Origin of the sequence: Kluyvera sp. CHPC 1.2972 (assembly GCF_036759925.1) — a bacterium.
Taxonomy (GTDB): domain Bacteria; phylum Pseudomonadota; class Gammaproteobacteria; order Enterobacterales; family Enterobacteriaceae; genus Kluyvera.
In genome coordinates, this window is record NZ_JAPKIB010000004.1 from 318533 (window position 1) to 335913 (window position 17381).

Annotated in this window: 13 protein-coding genes, 1 tRNA gene and 1 pseudogene; 8 read left to right on the forward strand and 7 right to left on the reverse strand. The window is 53.5% G+C overall.

The annotated features are described in order from the left end of the window. Positions 1–18: 18 nt before the first annotated feature. Genes vasI through V6944_RS09815 form a run of 6 tightly spaced genes read left to right on the forward strand, consistent with a single transcriptional unit; the run spans position 19 to position 8389 of the window. Positions 19–648, forward strand: coding sequence for a type VI secretion system-associated protein VasI (gene vasI / locus V6944_RS09790; protein ID WP_333498867.1), 630 nt, complete (start codon positions 19–21; stop codon positions 646–648). Continuing rightward, positions 645–2048, forward strand: a complete 1404-nt coding sequence (gene tssA, locus V6944_RS09795; protein ID WP_333498868.1) for a type VI secretion system protein TssA — start codon at positions 645–647, stop codon at positions 2046–2048. The genes vasI and tssA overlap by 4 nt, the downstream gene beginning before the upstream one ends. 17 nt (positions 2049–2065) lie before the next feature. Next, the gene (tssM, locus tag V6944_RS09800; RefSeq protein ID WP_333498811.1) at positions 2066–5596 is read left to right on the forward strand and encodes a type VI secretion system membrane subunit TssM; all 3531 of its coding nucleotides are present in this window, start codon (positions 2066–2068) and stop codon (positions 5594–5596) included. Between the two features lie 13 nt (positions 5597–5609). Beyond that, complete coding sequence (locus V6944_RS09805; RefSeq protein ID WP_333498812.1) at positions 5610–6956, forward strand: VasL domain-containing protein; 1347 nt, start codon at positions 5610–5612, stop codon at positions 6954–6956. A 12-nt stretch (positions 6957–6968) separates the two neighbouring features. After that, a complete protein-coding gene (locus V6944_RS09810; protein WP_333498813.1) occupies positions 6969–7448 on the forward strand; it encodes an Hcp family type VI secretion system effector in 480 nt (159 codons plus the stop codon). Between the two features lie 23 nt (positions 7449–7471). Then, positions 7472–8389 carry a hypothetical protein gene (locus V6944_RS09815; RefSeq protein WP_333498814.1) on the forward strand — a complete coding sequence of 306 codons (918 nt, stop codon included), beginning with the start codon at positions 7472–7474 and terminating at the stop codon, positions 8387–8389. Positions 8390–8423: 34 nt separating this feature from the next. On the opposite strand, the gene V6944_RS09820 is transcribed toward V6944_RS09815, so the two are convergent. Next, positions 8424–8561: a hypothetical protein gene (locus V6944_RS09820; protein ID WP_333498815.1), complete on the reverse strand. Its 138-nt coding sequence runs from the start codon at positions 8559–8561 to the stop codon at positions 8424–8426. Positions 8562–8817: 256 nt separating this feature from the next. Here V6944_RS09820 and V6944_RS09825 point away from each other — a divergent pair, with 256 nt between their 5' ends. Next, positions 8818–9039, forward strand: coding sequence for a hypothetical protein (locus tag V6944_RS09825; protein WP_333498816.1), 222 nt, complete (start codon positions 8818–8820; stop codon positions 9037–9039). A gap of 532 nt (positions 9040–9571) precedes the next feature. On the opposite strand, the gene V6944_RS09830 is transcribed toward V6944_RS09825, so the two are convergent. The 4 genes and pseudogenes from V6944_RS09830 to V6944_RS09845 form a co-directional block, all read right to left on the reverse strand. Then, positions 9572–10336, reverse strand: coding sequence for a hypothetical protein (locus V6944_RS09830; protein ID WP_333498817.1), 765 nt, complete (start codon positions 10334–10336; stop codon positions 9572–9574). A gap of 306 nt (positions 10337–10642) precedes the next feature. Continuing rightward, positions 10643–10945, reverse strand: a pseudogene (locus V6944_RS09835) (transposase); the annotation flags it as partial. Between the two features lie 282 nt (positions 10946–11227). Next, a tRNA-Phe gene (locus tag V6944_RS09840) sits at positions 11228–11303 on the reverse strand. A gap of 105 nt (positions 11304–11408) precedes the next feature. Beyond that, on the reverse strand, positions 11409–12116 hold the full coding sequence (locus tag V6944_RS09845; RefSeq protein WP_333011296.1) for a DUF554 domain-containing protein: 708 nt from the start codon (positions 12114–12116) through the stop codon (positions 11409–11411). A 418-nt stretch (positions 12117–12534) separates the two neighbouring features. On the opposite strand from V6944_RS09845, the gene V6944_RS09850 reads away from it, so the two are divergent. Continuing rightward, the gene (locus V6944_RS09850) at positions 12535–14670 is read left to right on the forward strand and encodes an ornithine decarboxylase (RefSeq protein ID WP_333498818.1); all 2136 of its coding nucleotides are present in this window, start codon (positions 12535–12537) and stop codon (positions 14668–14670) included. Positions 14671–14762: 92 nt separating this feature from the next. Here the strand turns inward: V6944_RS09850 and V6944_RS09855 are convergent, their stop codons facing one another. Together V6944_RS09855 and mltC are read right to left on the reverse strand one after the other, a co-directional pair. Beyond that, positions 14763–16019: a nucleoside permease gene (locus tag V6944_RS09855; protein WP_333498819.1), complete on the reverse strand. Its 1257-nt coding sequence runs from the start codon at positions 16017–16019 to the stop codon at positions 14763–14765. A gap of 240 nt (positions 16020–16259) precedes the next feature. Continuing rightward, on the reverse strand, positions 16260–17339 hold the full coding sequence (mltC, locus tag V6944_RS09860; RefSeq protein ID WP_333498820.1) for a membrane-bound lytic murein transglycosylase MltC: 1080 nt from the start codon (positions 17337–17339) through the stop codon (positions 16260–16262). Between the last annotated feature and the right edge of the window lie 42 nt (positions 17340–17381).

Below are 17381 nucleotides of genomic sequence, written 5' to 3' on the forward strand. Positions count from 1 at the left end.
CTGCTGCCGCTGTTGCTGATGATATCTCCGGTATATGCCGGGGATGAACAGGTGACGCTTGATGCCATGAATGTCTGCCGGAAAGAGCCTGCTGCCCTGGAACGTCTGGACTGCTACGACAACATTCTGTCGCCACAACCCGACGCCGGTTTTGCCGGGGCGCTGGTAAAAGCGCGTTATGACGGCGAGGCGCGCAGACGGGCTTTTGATCAAGAGAAACAACGCCAGGATAACACCACCGGGCTGCTGCTTACCCGTACAGAGGGAGAACGTCAGACGGTGATTATCACCACACCTGCCATCGGCAGTCTGCCTCCGCGTCCTGTGCTGGTTTTCAGTTGTGTGGATAACATCACCCGGATGCAGGTGGCGCTCACCGCTTCCCGGCAGGAAAGCGATATTCCGGTCACGCTGAAAACGGAAAACGGGGCGTTCCGTTCTCGCTGGTTTGTGCGTGAGAACGGCTTTCTGCTGGAAGCCAGCCGGGGGCTGGCAGGGATTGATGAGATTAAACAGCTTTTTGGCGCAAAAGCGCTGACGCTCGATACCGGGACCGGAAGTGCTGTCGGAACGCTGACCTTTAACATTGACGGACTGGCGCAGACTATCGCGCCGTTGCGTGAAGCCTGCCACTGGGCGGGGGAATAAATATGGATATACACAACCCGGACGTCTGGCTGTCGAATTTGCAGGAAGGTCTGCCGGAAGAGAAACTGGCCAGCAAGCTCAGCGATGAAAATCCAAAGTGGGAATATATCGACGGTGAAATTGTCAGACTGGGGTCGCTGAGCCATGCGCAGCTTGATGTTGCGGAACTCCAGCGGCAGGGGCTGGAGCTTCTGGCCTCGGAGAGTAAGGATTTTCGCCTGGTGTCGCACCTGCTGCGAACACTGCAACACGCGGGCGATCATCTGCTTGCGCTCAGGATGCTGACACAGTACGTCACGCGCTACTGGACCCTTGCCTGGCCGCAGAATGCGGCGAATAAAAAGCGCTTTGCCGACCAGATCCTGAAACGTTTTGAACCCGGTATCGCCGGTTTTGCTGCCGCATCCACCCCGGAGCTGCGTGATGCTCTGCTGGGGGAACTGGCCAGGCTGGCGCAGTGCTGGCAAGCGTCCGGGGTGCCGGAACTGGTGTCTGCCGCTGATGACCTGTTTGCTCAGTACCAGAGAGCGTTTCGTGACAGTTTACCTGCGCCAGTACCGCCCGCAGTATCGACTGCCGCACTGGCAGCCATTCCGGCCACATCCCCGATGACGACGGCAGCGCCGGTGGTGAGTATCGACAGCCATGATGATAAAACCTGGCGCGACACGTTGCTGAAGGTGGCGGCTATTCTTTGCGAACGCCAGCCTGCATCGCCGCAGGGATATCGCCTGCGCCGTCATGGTCTGTGGCAGAACATTACCTCCGTCCCGCAGGCGGAGAGCGACGGGCGTACTCCGCTGGCGGCGGTCTCTGCCGATATGGTTTCCGACTACCAGGCTCGTCTTGCCCGTGCGGATATGACGCTCTGGCAGCAGGTGGAGCAGAGTCTGCTGCTGGCGCCCTACTGGCTGGACGGCCATCACCTTTCGGCGCAGATAGCGCAGCAGCTCGGCCACGACGACGTGGCGCAGGCGGTGCGTGATGAGGTTCGCCGTTTTGTGGCGCGTCTGCCTTCGCTTGGCTCCCTGCTGTTTAACGACCGTTCGCCGTTTGTCAGCGATGTCACCCGGCAGTGGCTGGCAGATGAACCGCAGAAACCTGCTGCCGTTGTGGTTGCCATGGATGATATGACGCAGCAGGTCTGGCAGTGCTGGCAGGAGCAGGGGCTGGAGGCGGCGCTGGCGCTGGCTGAACGGCAGCCTGGCAACACGCCGCGCGCGCAGTATTACCGCCAGTATCTGACGGCACAGTTGCTGGAAGCCTCCGGCATGACGCAGCTTGCTCGACACCACTACCAGATGCTGCTTAATGCAGGGTTGCACGTGATGTTGTCTGACTGGGAGCCGGCCTTGCTGGAACAACTGGAAACGAAACTCGCGACGGAAATGACGAGTTAATAAAACAGGAGCGTTTTGTGTTCAGAATACCGACCCCCCGTATTTTCAGTGGGATGGCTTCTATGCTCAGACCCGCAATGCCTAAATTTAAGGTCTCTGTGATCTGGCTGCTGGCGCTGGCGTGGGTGATGTTGCTGGTATGGGTCTGGTGGAAAGGCCCTGCATGGCAGTTTTACGAGACATACTGGCTGAAACCGCTGGCGAATCGCTGGCTGGCAACCGCTGTCTGGGTGCTGCTGGCCCTTATCTGGCTGACCGTCAGTGTGGTGATGCGCCTGCAACTGATCGAGAGGCAGCAAAAGAAGCAGCGGCAGGAAGATCAGGATCCGCTTTCTGTTGCCGTTAATTTTCAGCAGCGCTGCCTGGACCACTGGCTGTTGCGCCTGCAACGGCATCTGGACAACCGACGCTACCTGTGGCAATTGCCGTGGTATCTGGTCACGGGGCCAGCGGGTAGCGGTAAAACAACGCTTCTGCGCGAAGGCTTTCCAGCGGATGTGATCTATACGCCGGACGCCAGTCGGGGAATCGACCAGCAGATATATATCACGCCGTATGTCGGCAGACAGGCGGTGATTTTCGATGCCGATGGCGCACTGGCGGATCCGGATGACGGCAACCTGCTACACCGTCGCCTACGTGAACACTGGCTGGGGTGGCTGCTGCAAAAGCGCACGCGCCAGCCCCTTAACGGTCTGATCCTGACGCTGGATCTGCTGGATTTATTGACCGCAGACAAACGCCGTCACGAGCAACTGATACAGACATTGCGCGGCCAGTTGCAGGAGATCCGCCAGTCGCTGCATGCCCGTCTGCCGGTCTATATCGTGCTGACCAGGCTGGATTTATTGACCGGGTTTGCCGCGTGGTTCCGTGCCCTGGACTGGAACGAGCGCGACAGTATCCTGGGTGTCACTTTTACCCGCAACGCCCATGAAAGCAATGCCTGGCACAGTGAGCTGGATGCCTTCTGGCAGACATGGGGGCAGCAGATGAACCGGGCGCTGGCGGATCAGATGCTCGCCCAGGTCAGCCCGGCGGCGCGCAGTGCGGCATTCAGTTTCTGTCGCCAGATGCAGGGCGCAGGGGAGAGCATTACCCACCTGCTGGAGGCGTTACTGGATGGAGAGCATCAGGATATCTGCCTGCGTGGCGTATACCTGACTTCTTCGCTGCAACGCGGCCAGATGGATGACATCTTTACCCAGTCCGCCGCCCGTCAGTACGGGCTGGAGCATGGCTCTCTGTCGACCTGGCCGCTGGTGGACACCACGCCGTACTTCACCCGCACGCTGTTTCCGGAGGTGTTGCTGGCCGAGCCGAATCTAGCTGGGGAGAATCGCCTGTGGCTGGCCCGTTCCCGTCGCCGGATGAATCTCTTTGTCGGATGCGGCGCGGTGGTGGGGGGACTGCTTATTTGGGGCTGGCATCACGGGTATAACGAAAATTACCGTGCAGGGCAGACGGTGCTGGCGCAGGCGAAATCTTTTATGGACGTGCCGCCGCCGCAGGGAACGGATGAAAGCGGTTACCTGCAACTGCCGTTGCTGAACCCGGTGCGCGACGCCACGCTGGCCTATGGCGACTGGGGCGACAGAAGCTGGCTGGCGGATATGGGACTCTATCAGGGCGCGCGGGTCGGGCCGTATGTGGAGCAGACCTACCTTAAATTGCTGGAGCAGCGTTACCTCCCGGCGTTACTGAACGGGCTGGTGAAACAGATGAACAGCGCGCCGCCGGAGTCGGAAGAGAAGCTCGCCGCACTGCGTGTCATCCGGATGCTGGAAGACAGGAGCGGACGGAATGATGCGGTGGTGAAACAGTTTATGGCAAAACGCTGGAGCGAGCAGTTCCACGGGAAGCGTGATATTCAGGCGCAACTGATGTCCCATCTTGACTACGCGCTGGCGCACACCGACTGGCACGCGCAGCGCCAGCAGGGTGACGCCGATGCCGTCAGCCTGTGGACACCTTACGATAAAACCGTTGCTGCCGCGCAGAAAGAGCTGAGTAAGCTGCCGGTTTACCAGCGGGTGTACCAGAGTCTGAAAACGCGGGCGTTGGGGGTGCTACCCGCCGATCTCAGCCTGCGTGACCAGACCGGACCGACGTTTGATCTGGCGTTTATCGCGGCTGACGACAATAAGCTGGTTATTCCGCAGTTTCTCACCCGCTATGGCCTGCAACGTTATTTTGTGAAGCAGCGCGATGAACTGGTGAAACTGACGGCAATGGATTCCTGGGTGCTAGCGCTAACGCACAATGTGACTTACAGCGAGGCTGACCGGACGGAGATCCAGCGCCAGCTTACTGAACAGTATATCAGTGACTATACCGCCACCTGGCGGGCGGGTATGGATAACCTGAATATCCGCGACTATGACTCGCTGACGGCGCTGACTGGCGTGCTGGAGCAGATTATCAGCGGCGATCAGCCCCTTCAGCGCATACTGACGGCGCTGCGCGACAATACCCGTCCTCCTGTCCTGTCTGAAAAACTGGACGATAAAGAACGCGCGCAGGCGCAGAGTGAACCGGAGTGGCAGCTGCTGAACCGGGTAGGGCATGAGTTTGCACCGGAAATCAGCGTCCTGGAAGAGCAGAAGGATAAAGGCAGTACCTTACAGGCGGTTTACCAGCAACTGACCGATCTGCACCGCTATCTGCTGGCGATACAGAATGCGCCCGTACCGGGGAAATCGGCCCTGAAGGCCGTACAGCTCCGGCTGGATCAGAACAGCAGCGACCCGGTTTTCGTCACCCGGCAGATGGCGAAAACCCTGCCCGCACCGCTTAACCGCTGGGTGACCAAGCTGGCAGATCAGGCCTGGCACGTGGTGATGATCGAAGCGGTTCACTATATGGAGCTGGACTGGCGCGACAACGTGGTGAAGACCTTTAACTCCCAACTGGCTGATAAATATCCGTTTAATCCCCAGTCGAAAGAGGACGCTTCGCTGGATGCGTTTGAACGCTTCTTTAAGCCGGGCGGCGTGCTGGACGCGTTCTACCAGCAGCATCTGAAGCTGTTCGTGGAAAACAGTCAGGGGCTGAACGGGGGGGACAATGTGGTGATCCGCGAAGATGTCCTTAATCAGCTGGATACCGCGCAGAAAATCCGCGACATCTTCTTCAGTCCGCAGAACGGACTGGGGGCGCAGTATGCGGTGGAAACCGTGGCCCTGTCGGGCAACAAGCGGCGCAGCGTGCTGAATCTTGACGGGCAACTGGTGGATTACGCCCAGGGGCGCAACTACACGGTGCATCTGGTGTGGCCGAACAACATGCGTGAAGGCAATGAGAGCAAACTGACGCTGGTGGGTGCCGGCGGTAACACGTCGCCGCGCAGCATCGCTTTCAGTGGCCCGTGGGCGCAGTTCCGCCTGTTTGGCGCAGGACAACTGACCAGCGTGCAGGACGGTACCTTTACCGCCCGCTTCAACGTGGACGGCGGCACCATGACCTACCGTATCCACAGCGATACGCAGGACAACCCGTTTGCTGGCGGGCTGTTCAGCCGGTTCCGGCTGCCGGATACGCTGTACTGATGAGGATATTACGATGAGTACGGATATTCAGACGATTATCACCGGCCAGGATCCCCGGGGCCTGCCGGAATTCAGCGCCATGCGTGAAGAAATCAACAAGGCCAGTCATCCGGCGCAGCCGGAGATGAACTGGATGCTGGTGGAGTCGTTGGCGCTGACCATTTTTAAGTCCAACGGTGTGGATTTGCACACTGCCAGCTACTACACGCTGGCTCGCGCACGCACGCAGGGGCTGGCGGGATTCTGCGAGGGCGTGGAGCTGCTGGCGGCGCTGATAAGTCGCGAATGGGATAAATTCTGGCCGCAGGGCGGAGTGGCGCGGACCGAAATGTTGGACTGGTTTAACACCCGGACCGGCAATATTCTGCGCCAGCAACTGTCTTTTTCCGAAGCCGACCTGCCACTGCTGTACCGGGCTGAACGCGCCCTGCAGATGATATGCGACAAGCTCCAGCAGGTGGAACTGAAACGCGTCCCCCGTGTGGAAAACCTGCTTTATTTTGTGCAGAACACGCGCAAACGGTGTGAACCGCCGTCAAAAATGCCTACGGCGGATACGGCTGCAAAAACAACAGTCCGGACACTGATGTATATGCCGGAAAGTCCGGCAACTCCGCTACTTCCGGAGCCTCCGCTGCCGGAATTGCCGGAGGTGAAGGTGGTGGTTCACGGGGTGACAACTCTGCCGCTGCCCCCAGCTTCAGTGAAATCGGGAAACACCGTGAAAGGCTTTATCGCCGGGGTATTCTGTAGTGTGCTCGTCATGGCTGTCGTCTGGTGGTGGCAGGTGTATCCACTGCAACAGCAGGTGGCGGCGGCACGTGATACGGCACTGGGGGCGGCAACGGTCTGGCTGGCATCGCCACAACTGAGCGACTACCCGCAGCGCCTACAGCTACTGACAGGTGCTTCGCCGTTGCAGGCGCTGGAAGCCGGTCAGCGAATGGCCCGGATGGCAGACAGCCGTTGGCCGGAAAGCCTGCAACAGCAGCAGGCCACAGTGAAGTGGAGTACCGCCCTGAAAGACCGGGCGGCAAACAGTCCGCAGATGGTGGGCTGGCAGCAGACGCGAACCGATTTACGAAAGTTCGCTGAACTGCTGCTACAGCGTGAGCAGGCGAAAGAAGGACTCACGCTCTCTTATATCAAAACCATTGTTTATCAGGCCGAGCGCACGCTGAACCAGGAGATACCGCTGGAATATCTGCTGACGCAGTACCAGCAGGCGCAGTCTGCCGGGAAAAATACTGGGATACTGGAAAAACAGATCAACGAAAGGCTGGATGGCGTATTAAACCGGTGGTTGTTGTTATCACAGAACCACTCTCAAGAAACGGCAGATGGTGAACCAGAAAAATAAAGGAGCATTATTATGGCAAATCTTGTTTATATGACATTAAACGGGCAGTTACAGGGGCTGATTTCGGCGGGGTGTTCGTCGCTGGCGTCTATCGGAAATAAGGCGCAGCTTGCACATCTGGATCAGATTATGGTAACCAGCCTCAAACATGGTTTAAGCCGGGCGCAGAACGTCAATCATCAGTCACTGAATATTACCAAGCCGGTGGATAAATCTTCACCGCTGCTGAGCAAAGCTATTAACGAAAATGAATGTCTGACCTGTGATTTTGAATATTATCGTACTAACCGGTTTGGGATTAACGAATTGTATTATCGGGTAAAACTTATCAATGCAAGGATAGCAAGTATACGCAGCAGTGTTCCTCATTCCATTACTGACAGCGGTGGGCAACCGGAAGAATCGGTATCGTTCACTTATGAGAGTATCACTCAGGAACATTGCGTAGCCGGAACCAGTGCATACAGCCTGTGGAGCGAGCGGGTATTTTAACCATTTTATATCAGGAGTGAAAAATGGGCTATCTGACGAGAACGAACAATTCGTTGTATGTAAAAGCATACCTTCAACAGGAACTACGTAACCAATCTATGGCCCTGTCACTGGAGAAAGGCGTGGGTGCTTTCAGTGAACGATTCAGTGAAAATGTTATGGATACGCTTGCGTCAGTGGGGGATGGAGCAGGGCGCCTGGCAGGAAGAGGAGTCTGCTTGTTTCTGGGAGATAATGAAACCTGTAGTGGACTACGTTATTATGATCAAAGAATGATGATATGCATCGCTGAGTTAATAAAACGTACTGATGCTATTCTTGATATGTTGTATTTGTGTATTGTTTACGTTCTTCAACGATATGATGATAAAATGCAGCTCAGAATACTGGCGAAGATAATCTGGTATATGGCCGACTGTAAGAATTATTCATCTTCATTGTGCCAAAACCTTGAACTTGATGATGGGAAAATCGAAGAGGTTTTACGGCGACTTCAGGATCCCGACGAAAAAGAGGAGATTCTTGAAAATCTGATCGGAGAGTCCATATATCCTGTTACAGCCAGGTTACAGAAGATGGCCGCGAAGGGCGCTGCTCGTTTGGCAACAGATATGGTTACAGAAGGCATTCTGGCGTACACAGCTGCGACCTATATTGCTGGTTCGGCAAGCCTGAGTAAGTCCGTAAAAACTGTATTGTCCCGGAGTGGAGGGACTATAATTAGTTTTGTTTCTAATTATGGTAAGGTTACTCAGGCTACCGGTACTACAGAAAGACTAAAATTGTGTAACCCAAAACTCTATCATTTATTGTATATCAATCATCTGGAAATGTTTTTCTTTCTTTTTGATAAGTACCTTCCATCTGCAATATATCAGGGTGATTACGCCTTTGCTAATGAAGAAGATGCAGTACGATTTTTCAAAGGGATGATAAAGTGAAAGCATTTATTCGATGGGTGGTTGTCACGATTTTTCAAGATGTTGCTTCACGTATGTTGTCAGTTATATTTGTTCTTGGTCTTTTATCTATTGTACTGACTTTTTTCCCTAGTTGTTTTGATATTTTATTTCTTCCAATATTGATTGGCGTGCCGTTAATTGTCTGCGCCATTATTTATCCTATGCCTAAAGGCCGATAGCATAAATCAGCGAGTGTCTATGAATTCTTTATATTTAAACTGGTTGAGGGTGCCGGTATTTTTGTAAATACATCTCTGGATATGCTCATATGCAATTCTCTGCCTGGTGGTTTTTTTTCGATTTTTGGCGTGATGTGTTTTCGTCAAAATGCAATGGGCATCCATGACTCGGGAGAAATGGAACGGGTTTATGACAACTTAAAATCAGGTTTATCCAGGAGGAGATAAATGAAGGATTTTATTTTTTTGTTAGCCAGAAGGGTGAGAAGTGTAATTAAAGAAGTCTTAATTATTAATATCATTGGGTGGGTTCTTGTCGGTATTTTAGTTGTAGTTGCGGTATGTTTTCCTGATTATATTGATATATTTTTTTTCCCAATAATTTTAATTGTTCCATTTGTGCTGGCTATAGTCTCAATATTTATTTTTGGCAATAATGATGAGCTGTAGAGTCAGTATTGGGGATATCCATTAATAATTTTATGTTTAACCCTGTTGGGATCGCTGGTACTTTTTGTAAGTGTTATCCGGAGGCTGTTGCCGGAATTGAAAAAGTCCGGTTAATGAAAGGCCAGGAAATACCCGACTGGCCATACTGGTGTTTTTTACCGGAAAGTCACTGGATAATGTTGTTTATGGGTAAACAGCGTAGCCAGTTCACAAGAAAAATGTGGCGGGAGATACAAAAACGCCAGGTGCTGGGCACCTGGCGATACAACAAAGGTGACACACATTCCGCCAACTGGAATAAATCAGCAGATGCCGTGACTGGCAGAGTCAGTACTTTGTTCATGAAGGTGAAAGTACATCCCAGTTCATCATCACTTCCATGCAGGGAGAGATAAAGCGCCGCCAACGTCCGAAAGAAACCAGAATTACCAGAAGGCTGATTTTATCAGTAACCTCATACGACATTTTTTTAAATCTATTCTGCAATGGCGGCTTTTAAGATCGCCTTTCAGGAATACCACCATTTAAATGGTCAATACTGGTAGCGATTCACCAGATCTTTAACGACGGCTGCAAAGGTTTTTTGTTTGAGCAGGGCGATTTGTTGTTCTGTTACAGACGTTTTGCCAGCCAGAGGCTGGAGAGTGTTGTATTCGTAATTGATTGGAGACCAGGTCGCCCATTCTCCCGTCGCCACATCTACCAGGGCGAAACGTACCAGGTAACGCAGCGAGGCCGAATCAGATAATTTTTCATTTCGATAGTCCGACCAGATTATCGTTTTGGTTGTGGTATCATATCTGCCCGCCTGTAATGTGTCCCAGTAAACAATGATCGTCTGTTGCTGTCCTTTTGCTGCAATATAACGCAGTGCCTGCATATAGTTCATATTTTCGCTGGAGGCGATTTCCCCTTCTTCATTCTTCGCCTTATTACAGGAAATGGCTTTTTGCCTGTCGGGGATACCGGAGAATGTTGAGATTCGGTAGTATTTGCTCATTTCTTGCTGCATAACCATTTCTGGCGCGCGACTACCTGACTGAACAAGAATAATGGTGGAATTTAGCGGGGCGCTAAATTTTTCTCCTCCCAGTGCTGCCTGAATGTCTTCTTCTGAAATGGCCAGTGTGGTCTCGTTGCCGAAGATGTCTTTGTCTGTCAACTGAGAGACAGTATTTTTACTGATACTGCTCTCTACCCTATCGACGCTCTTTTTTTTTGCATCAATAGGGGAGCGTGCGCAACCATTCAATAAAAATGTTAACAGGCAAATAAATATTGTTAACCTTGCGTTCATATATTTTGTTCTCTTATGAATTGTAGATATCTATTATGATCATTTAGCCTGAAATATTATCATGTTTATATGTCTGGAAATATGGATGTTAAAATAAAACGTTACATTCACACGTCCAATGAGATTCTTTTTTTTATAATTATTTATTATTTTTTTAGTTTTCATAATTAAGTAACGAGATTCAGTATATAGTTTTTCATAGTGTTTAGTTTTTAACTTGCGATGATATTGAGTATTTCTGGAAGATGGTAACAGGAGAATGTGATATGAATGCGGCTTTGTTGAATAAATCAGACTCAGGGCGAGCGTTTTAAACCTGACGTTAACCGACTTTGCCCGTTTGCTGACGCAAGTGTAATCTGGGCAGCACTGCGGGACATCCATCATGGCAAAAAGAGAATCAATAAAGCCCTGTGCAGCACGCAGGATCAGCCGGAATGCACGTTTAACCACCAGAGCGGTGGTGATGGCGAGGTCAGAATAGCACTGAGGTCGTCCCCGTGATGAGGGCGTTGTAGACTGCATCGCCTCATCGTCCAACCAGAAAGTGACGGAGCCACGGTTGATAAGGGCTTTATTGTAGATGGGCCAATTGATGCGTGATCTGATCCTTCAACTCAGCAAAAGTTCGATTTATTCAACAAAGCCGGTTCTCGCTTTACTTCAGACCGGACAAAGACTTGTGTCAAGGAATTAACTAGCCATGACGCATGATGGAAATAGTGTCTATTGGGAATTTGAATTCTGACAGATAGGGCTACAGTGACCGGAGAGGGTGGTAGATACTTAAGAGAAATGTTAATGCTGGATCGCAGAAGCAGGGTGGTAACATCTGCGGCCAGGGAACCCCGGAAAGCAAAAACCCAGCCATAGGCTGGGTTCTTTAAATAGTGGTGCCCGGACTCGGAATCGAACCAAGGACACGGGGATTTTCAATCCCCTGCTCTACCGACTGAGCTATCCGGGCAACGGGGCGCATTAAACCGTAATCGCCTCGACTCGTCAACGAAATTTATAAAATTTGCGGCGAGTCGCACAATCTATCACCACTTTGCCCGTTTTGCACACTGCGTCAGGCAAAAAACGCCGTCCAGGCCGCAGAAATCGGCATCGCCAGCAGCAGTGCGGGCAGCATATTCACTACCGCAAACATCTTAATCCCGCAGATGCGCAGCCCGGTTGCCAGCAGTAGCAGGCCGCCGACGGCGGTGAAGTCGGCCATCATGGCGGGGGTGGTCAGCGGCAGGATCAGGAAGGCGCAGAACGCCAGTGAGAGCTGGATGATAAGCATCGGCACGCTGATGGCGCAGACGGCAAAACCGAGCGAGCAGGCAAAGATCATCGCGGTGAAGAAATCGAGAAACGACTTGGCGATAAGAATGGTCGGGTCGCCAGTCATACCTTCATGCATCGACCCGAAAATCCCCGTCCCGCTGGCGCAGAACAGCACGATAATCGCCACGAAGCTTTGAATAAAGTTCTCGTGCTGACTGCTTTTGCCCGGCTTGAGCATCCGCTTTTGTACGCTGGAAACCGCTTTATTGATGCCTTTTTCCAGAAAGCAAAACTCACCAATCAGCGCGCCGACCAGCGTTGCCAGTACCATCACCGGCATATTGGCGCATTTAATCACCAGCAGCAGGCCAATCCCCAACGAGGCAAGACCAAAAATAGAGGTCATTGAAACACGAATGCGCTCCGGTAAACGCTGGCTGAGCAGCGCGCCGAGCAAACCACCGACCAGCACCGCGCCGGCATTAATAAATGGGCCTATTACCACGTTAACTCCTGTTACTTATCGATAAGTCCTGCATTATTATGGACTGATTAATCGGTTCAGTGCTTGTTTTCCCGTGGTATCAGTGCATAAAAATTTCGTCTTGCGCCCCCTGGTGAATGGTGCCATGATTGCGCGAATTTTCTCCTTTCCTGAATCGGGGCCGCCTGCAATGACATCTTTGCCATTACATCGCCAGTGCCACTTCGCCTGCTCGCGAAGGTCTGCCCCTTTCTCATTGCTCACCATGCGGTGAAGCCAACGCATGCTCACTGCAGGACAACAGTAAGATTAGACCATGTCTGCTTTTACTGATGTCTGGCGGTCGGAGCTGTAACCCAGTTGCACCCAGACGCTTTATGGGGCAAAGCCAGAGGTTTTGTCCGGGGCTTTTACTCTCCCTGAGTGGGTCGTTGCGCTTATGAAATCAATGAATATTGCTGCCAGTCGTGAACTGGTTTCCCGTCTCTCCACCCATCGCAGCGTGGTGGCGCTGGACGGTACCGACTTTACCGATGTGGCAGCAGTCGTCATTACGGTGGCGGACAGCCACAGCGGCATTCTGGCATTACTCAAACGTACCGGCTTTAACCTGCCGGTCTTCGTGCTGACGGCGGACGCGATCGGCGTGCCGGAAGGCGTGAATGCAGTGATTAGCGGAAAAGAGCAGGAGTGGCTGGAGCTGGAATCGGCGGCCTGTCGCTATGAAGAAGACCTTCTGCCGCCGTTCTTCGACACCCTAACCCAGTACGTCGAGATGGGCAACAGTACCTTTGCCTGTCCAGGCCATCAGCACGGTGCGTTCTTTAAAAAGCACCCAGCGGGACGTCAGTTCTATGACTTCTTCGGCGAGAACGTGTTTCGTGCCGACATGTGTAACGCCGACGTGAAGCTCGGGGATCTGTTGATCCATGAAGGCTCCGCCAAGCACGCACAGAAATTCGCGGCGAAGGTCTTTAACGCCGATAAAACCTACTTTGTGCTGAATGGCACCTCGGCGGCCAACAAGGTCGTGACCAATGCGCTGCTCACCCGTGGCGATCTGGTCCTATTCGACCGCAACAATCACAAATCCAACCACCACGGCGCGCTGATTCAGGCCGGGGCGACGCCGGTCTATCTGGAAGCGGCGCGCAACCCGTTCGGCTTTATCGGCGGCATTGACGACCACTGTTTTGACGATAGCTATCTGCGCGAGCAGATCCGCGAGGTGGCACCGGAGAAAGCCGATGATGCGCGCCCGTTCCGTCTGGCGATCATTCAGCTTGGCACTTACGACGGGACTATCTACAACGCCCGTCAGGTGGTGGATAAAATCGGCCACCTCTGCGACTACATCCTGTTCGACTCCGCGTGGGTGGGCTACGAGCAGTTTATCGACATGATGGCGGACACCTCGCCGCTGCTGCTGGATCTTAACGAAAACGATCCTGGCATTTTTGTCACCCAGTCGGTACACAAACAGCAGGCCGGGTTCTCGCAGACCTCGCAGATCCACAAGAAAGATAACCACATTCGTGGTCAGGCACGCTTTTGTCCGCACAAGCGGCTGAACAACGCCTTTATGCTGCACGCCTCAACAAGCCCGTTCTACCCGCTGTTTGCGGCGCTGGACGTGAACGCCAAAATCCATGAAGGGGAGAGCGGCCGCCGCCTGTGGGTGGAGTGCGTTGAGCTGGGCATTGAAGCGCGTAAAGCGATTGTGGCGAACTGTAAGATGATCCAGCCGTTTATCCCGCCGATCGTCGACGGCCGCCCATGGCAGGATCATCCGACCAGAACGATCGCCAGCGAACGCCGTTTCTTTAGTTTTGCGCCGGGGGCACGTTGGCACGGCTTTGCAGGCTACGCGCAGGACCAGTACTTCGTCGATCCATGCAAGCTGCTGCTGACTACGCCGGGCATTGATGCGCAAACCGGCGAGTACACCGAGTTTGGCATCCCTGCGACGATCCTCGCGCACTACCTGCGTGAAAACGGCATTGTGCCGGAGAAGTGCGATCTCAACTCGATCCTCTTCCTGCTGACGCCGGCGGAATCCGCGGAGAAAATGGCGCAGTTGGTGGCGATGCTTGGTCAGTTTGAGCAGCATATTGAAGACGATACGCCGCTGGCTGACGTGCTGCCGACCATCTACAACAAATACCCGGTGCGCTATCGCGACTACACCCTGCGTGAACTGTGCCAGGAGATGCACGACCTGTACGTCAGCTTCGACGTGAAGGATCTGCAAAAGGCGATGTTCCGCAAAGCCAGCCTGCCTGCAGTGGTGATGAATCCGCAGGATGCCAACAGCGAGTTTATTCGCGGCAACGTGGAGCTGGTGCGTATCAGCGAAGCGGAAGGGCGCATTGCCGCCGAAGGGGCACTGCCGTACCCGCCGGGCGTGCTATGCGTGGTGCCGGGCGAAGTGTGGGGCGGCGCGGTGCAGCGCTACTTCCTGGCGCTGGAAGAGGGCGTGAATCTGCTGCCGGGCTTCTCGCCGGAGCTTCAGGGGGTTTACAGCGAGAAGGATGCTGATGGGATTAGTCGGTTGTATGGGTATGTTTTGAAGTAGGGAAGTAGCCCGGCCGAGCGAAGCGACGCCGGGGCTGCTCGGAACGTAAACCCGGCGTCGCTTCGCTCGGCCGGGCTACGTTGGTAGAGAACTTAGTGAGCAACCGTCTGCACACCCGCAGGCGTACGCTCATGTTTATATTTAAACAGCCCAACAAACGCGACCGCCAGAACCAGAGAGTAGGCGGCGAAAATCAGCCATACGCTCTGCCAGTCGGTGATGCCGTCCACGGTGTACATCTCAACCACTTTACCGCTCGCCATACCGCCAAGGATACAGCCGAAGCCGTTGGTCATCATCAGGAACATACCCTGCGCACTGGCGCGGATTTCCGGGCGAACCTCTTTCTCCACGAACACCGAACCGGAGATGTTGAAGAAGTCGAAGGCGCAGCCGTAAACAATCATCGACAGGACCAGCAGCACGGTGCCGAATGGCGTTGGGTCGCCGTAAGCGAACAGGCCGAAGCGCAGCATCCACGCGAAGATACTAATCAGCATCACGTTCTTGATGCCGTAACGGCTTAAGAAGAACGGAATGGTGAGGATGAACAGGGTTTCAGAGATCTGCGAAATCGACATCATCACCGACGCGTGCTGCACGATAAAGCTGGTCGCAAACAGCGGGTCTTTATCGAAGCTGTGCAGGAAGGTGTTGCCGAACATGTTGGTAATCTGCAGCTCTGCGCCCAGCATCATGGAGAAGATAAAGAAGATTGCCATGCGCTTGTTTTTAAACAGCGCAAACGCATCCAGCCCCAGCATGCTGCTCCAGCTCTGTTTCTGCTGCTGATTAGAGACCGGAATATGCGGCAGCGTCAGGGTAAACAGCACCAGCACGACCGACAGTGCGGCACCGATATACAGCTGCATATGGCTCAGTTCGAAGCCGGAGAAGCTCACCGCCCACATTGCCAGAATAAAGCCGATGGTGCCCCAGATACGAATCGGTGGGAAATCGTTCACGATATCCATACCGGCAGACTTCAGGCGGTAGTAAGAGATGGTGTTAATCAGGCCGAGCGTTGGCATATAGGCCAGCGAGTTGAGCAGGATAACGAAGAACATCGCACTTGGCGTGGTGACCTCGGCCGCCATAAACAGCGTACCGGCCCCGACCAGGTGACAGAAAGCGTAAACCCATTTGGCGCTGATCCACTTATCCGCCACGATGCCGAGCAGCGTTGGCATAAAGACGGCAGCGATACCGAGGGAACTATAAACAGCGCCGATAGCTGCGCCGTCGAATTTAAGCGTAACAAACATGTATGAGCCGAGCGTGGTGAGCCAGCTCCCCCAAAGACAGAACTGCAGAAACGACAGTATCTTAAGCTGCAGCTTTAAATTCATGTTGCTTTCCTCACAAAATTTGGTGTGGTGTGTTACTTAGATAACATTCAGAGGCGTTATTTGCGCTGATTCTATCAACGCTGATGATGGGACATTGTTAAGCGCCGCAAAATTTTGCAATTATTTTTACTTTGCAAAACGATTTAGTGACAAAAGTAACATTTTTATGGGGAAGGGCGGTGGGAAGGCGCGCTCACCCCGGTGAGTCCGGGATGAGCGTATCCGATGGTGTGAGAATGATTACTTGCGACGATAGCTCTTCTGCGCGGTATTCACCTTATACAGATAGCGACGTGATTCCGCAGATGGATGGCGGGTGGTCAGCGTCTGGTAAACGTCGCCCGGTGCCATGCTGTTGATAATATTTGCCGCCTGAACTTTATCGTTGGAGAAGACGCGCAGTACGCTGCCCGCACCGCCGTTATAGGCGGTGATCACCGCGTAGCGACGGGACGTTGGGTTATCGATACCCCCCAGATAGACGTTGCTCAGCATCGCCAGATAGGCGGTACCGGTGTCGATGTTGCTGGCCGGGTCGAACAGGTAGCTACGGCTTGGCGTGCCGGATTTCCCCTGCGAACGGAACACATCTTTCCCGGCGGTATGCTGTACCACCTGCATCAGCCCCATCGCGTCGGAACGGCTGACCGCATACGGGTTGAAGGAGGATTCGGTCTGCATAATCGCCAGAATCAACGACTCGTCGACGCCGTATTTACGGGACGCCTGACGCACCATGCCCAGGTATTTATGTGCACGTTTATCCAGGTGGTTTGGCACCAGATTGATGGTCACGCTGTAGATAATATGCAGGCCGCTGGTGCGTTTTTTCATCCGCGTTTGCAGCAGATAGTCGGCAAAGCGCTCGGCGCGCCACTGCCAGCGAATGGCTTCGCCGGTGTTATCGACCACCTGGCCGTAGAGGAACGGCTCTTTGGAAATCTGGATATCGTCGGCGTCGGAGTAAAGGTCGACCGAGCCGGGGTCATCGCCCATTAACAGCGTGGTGACGATGGTCTGACGCAGGCGAGCGGCAGGATCGGTACCGGCGATGGTTTCAACGGTGATGGTACCGTCGTCAAAGTTGATGTGGCTACGGGTTTGGTAGCCATCGGAATACTTAACGTAGTCCTTCGGGCCCGCTATCAGAACTTCGTTAAAGCCCCAGATGTTTTCAATATTATGGGCGAACTGCCCCATCAGAATGTCAAAACCGTTGGTGTCTTTGACCCACGCCTCGTTATAGGTATCGCCTTTATTTTTTGAGGAACAGGAGACCAGCAACGGCGCTATCAGTGCCAGAGCGAGTAATTTTTTCATTATTCCGGGAGCGCGTGTTGTTGATGTCTTAAAGGGCCGTTG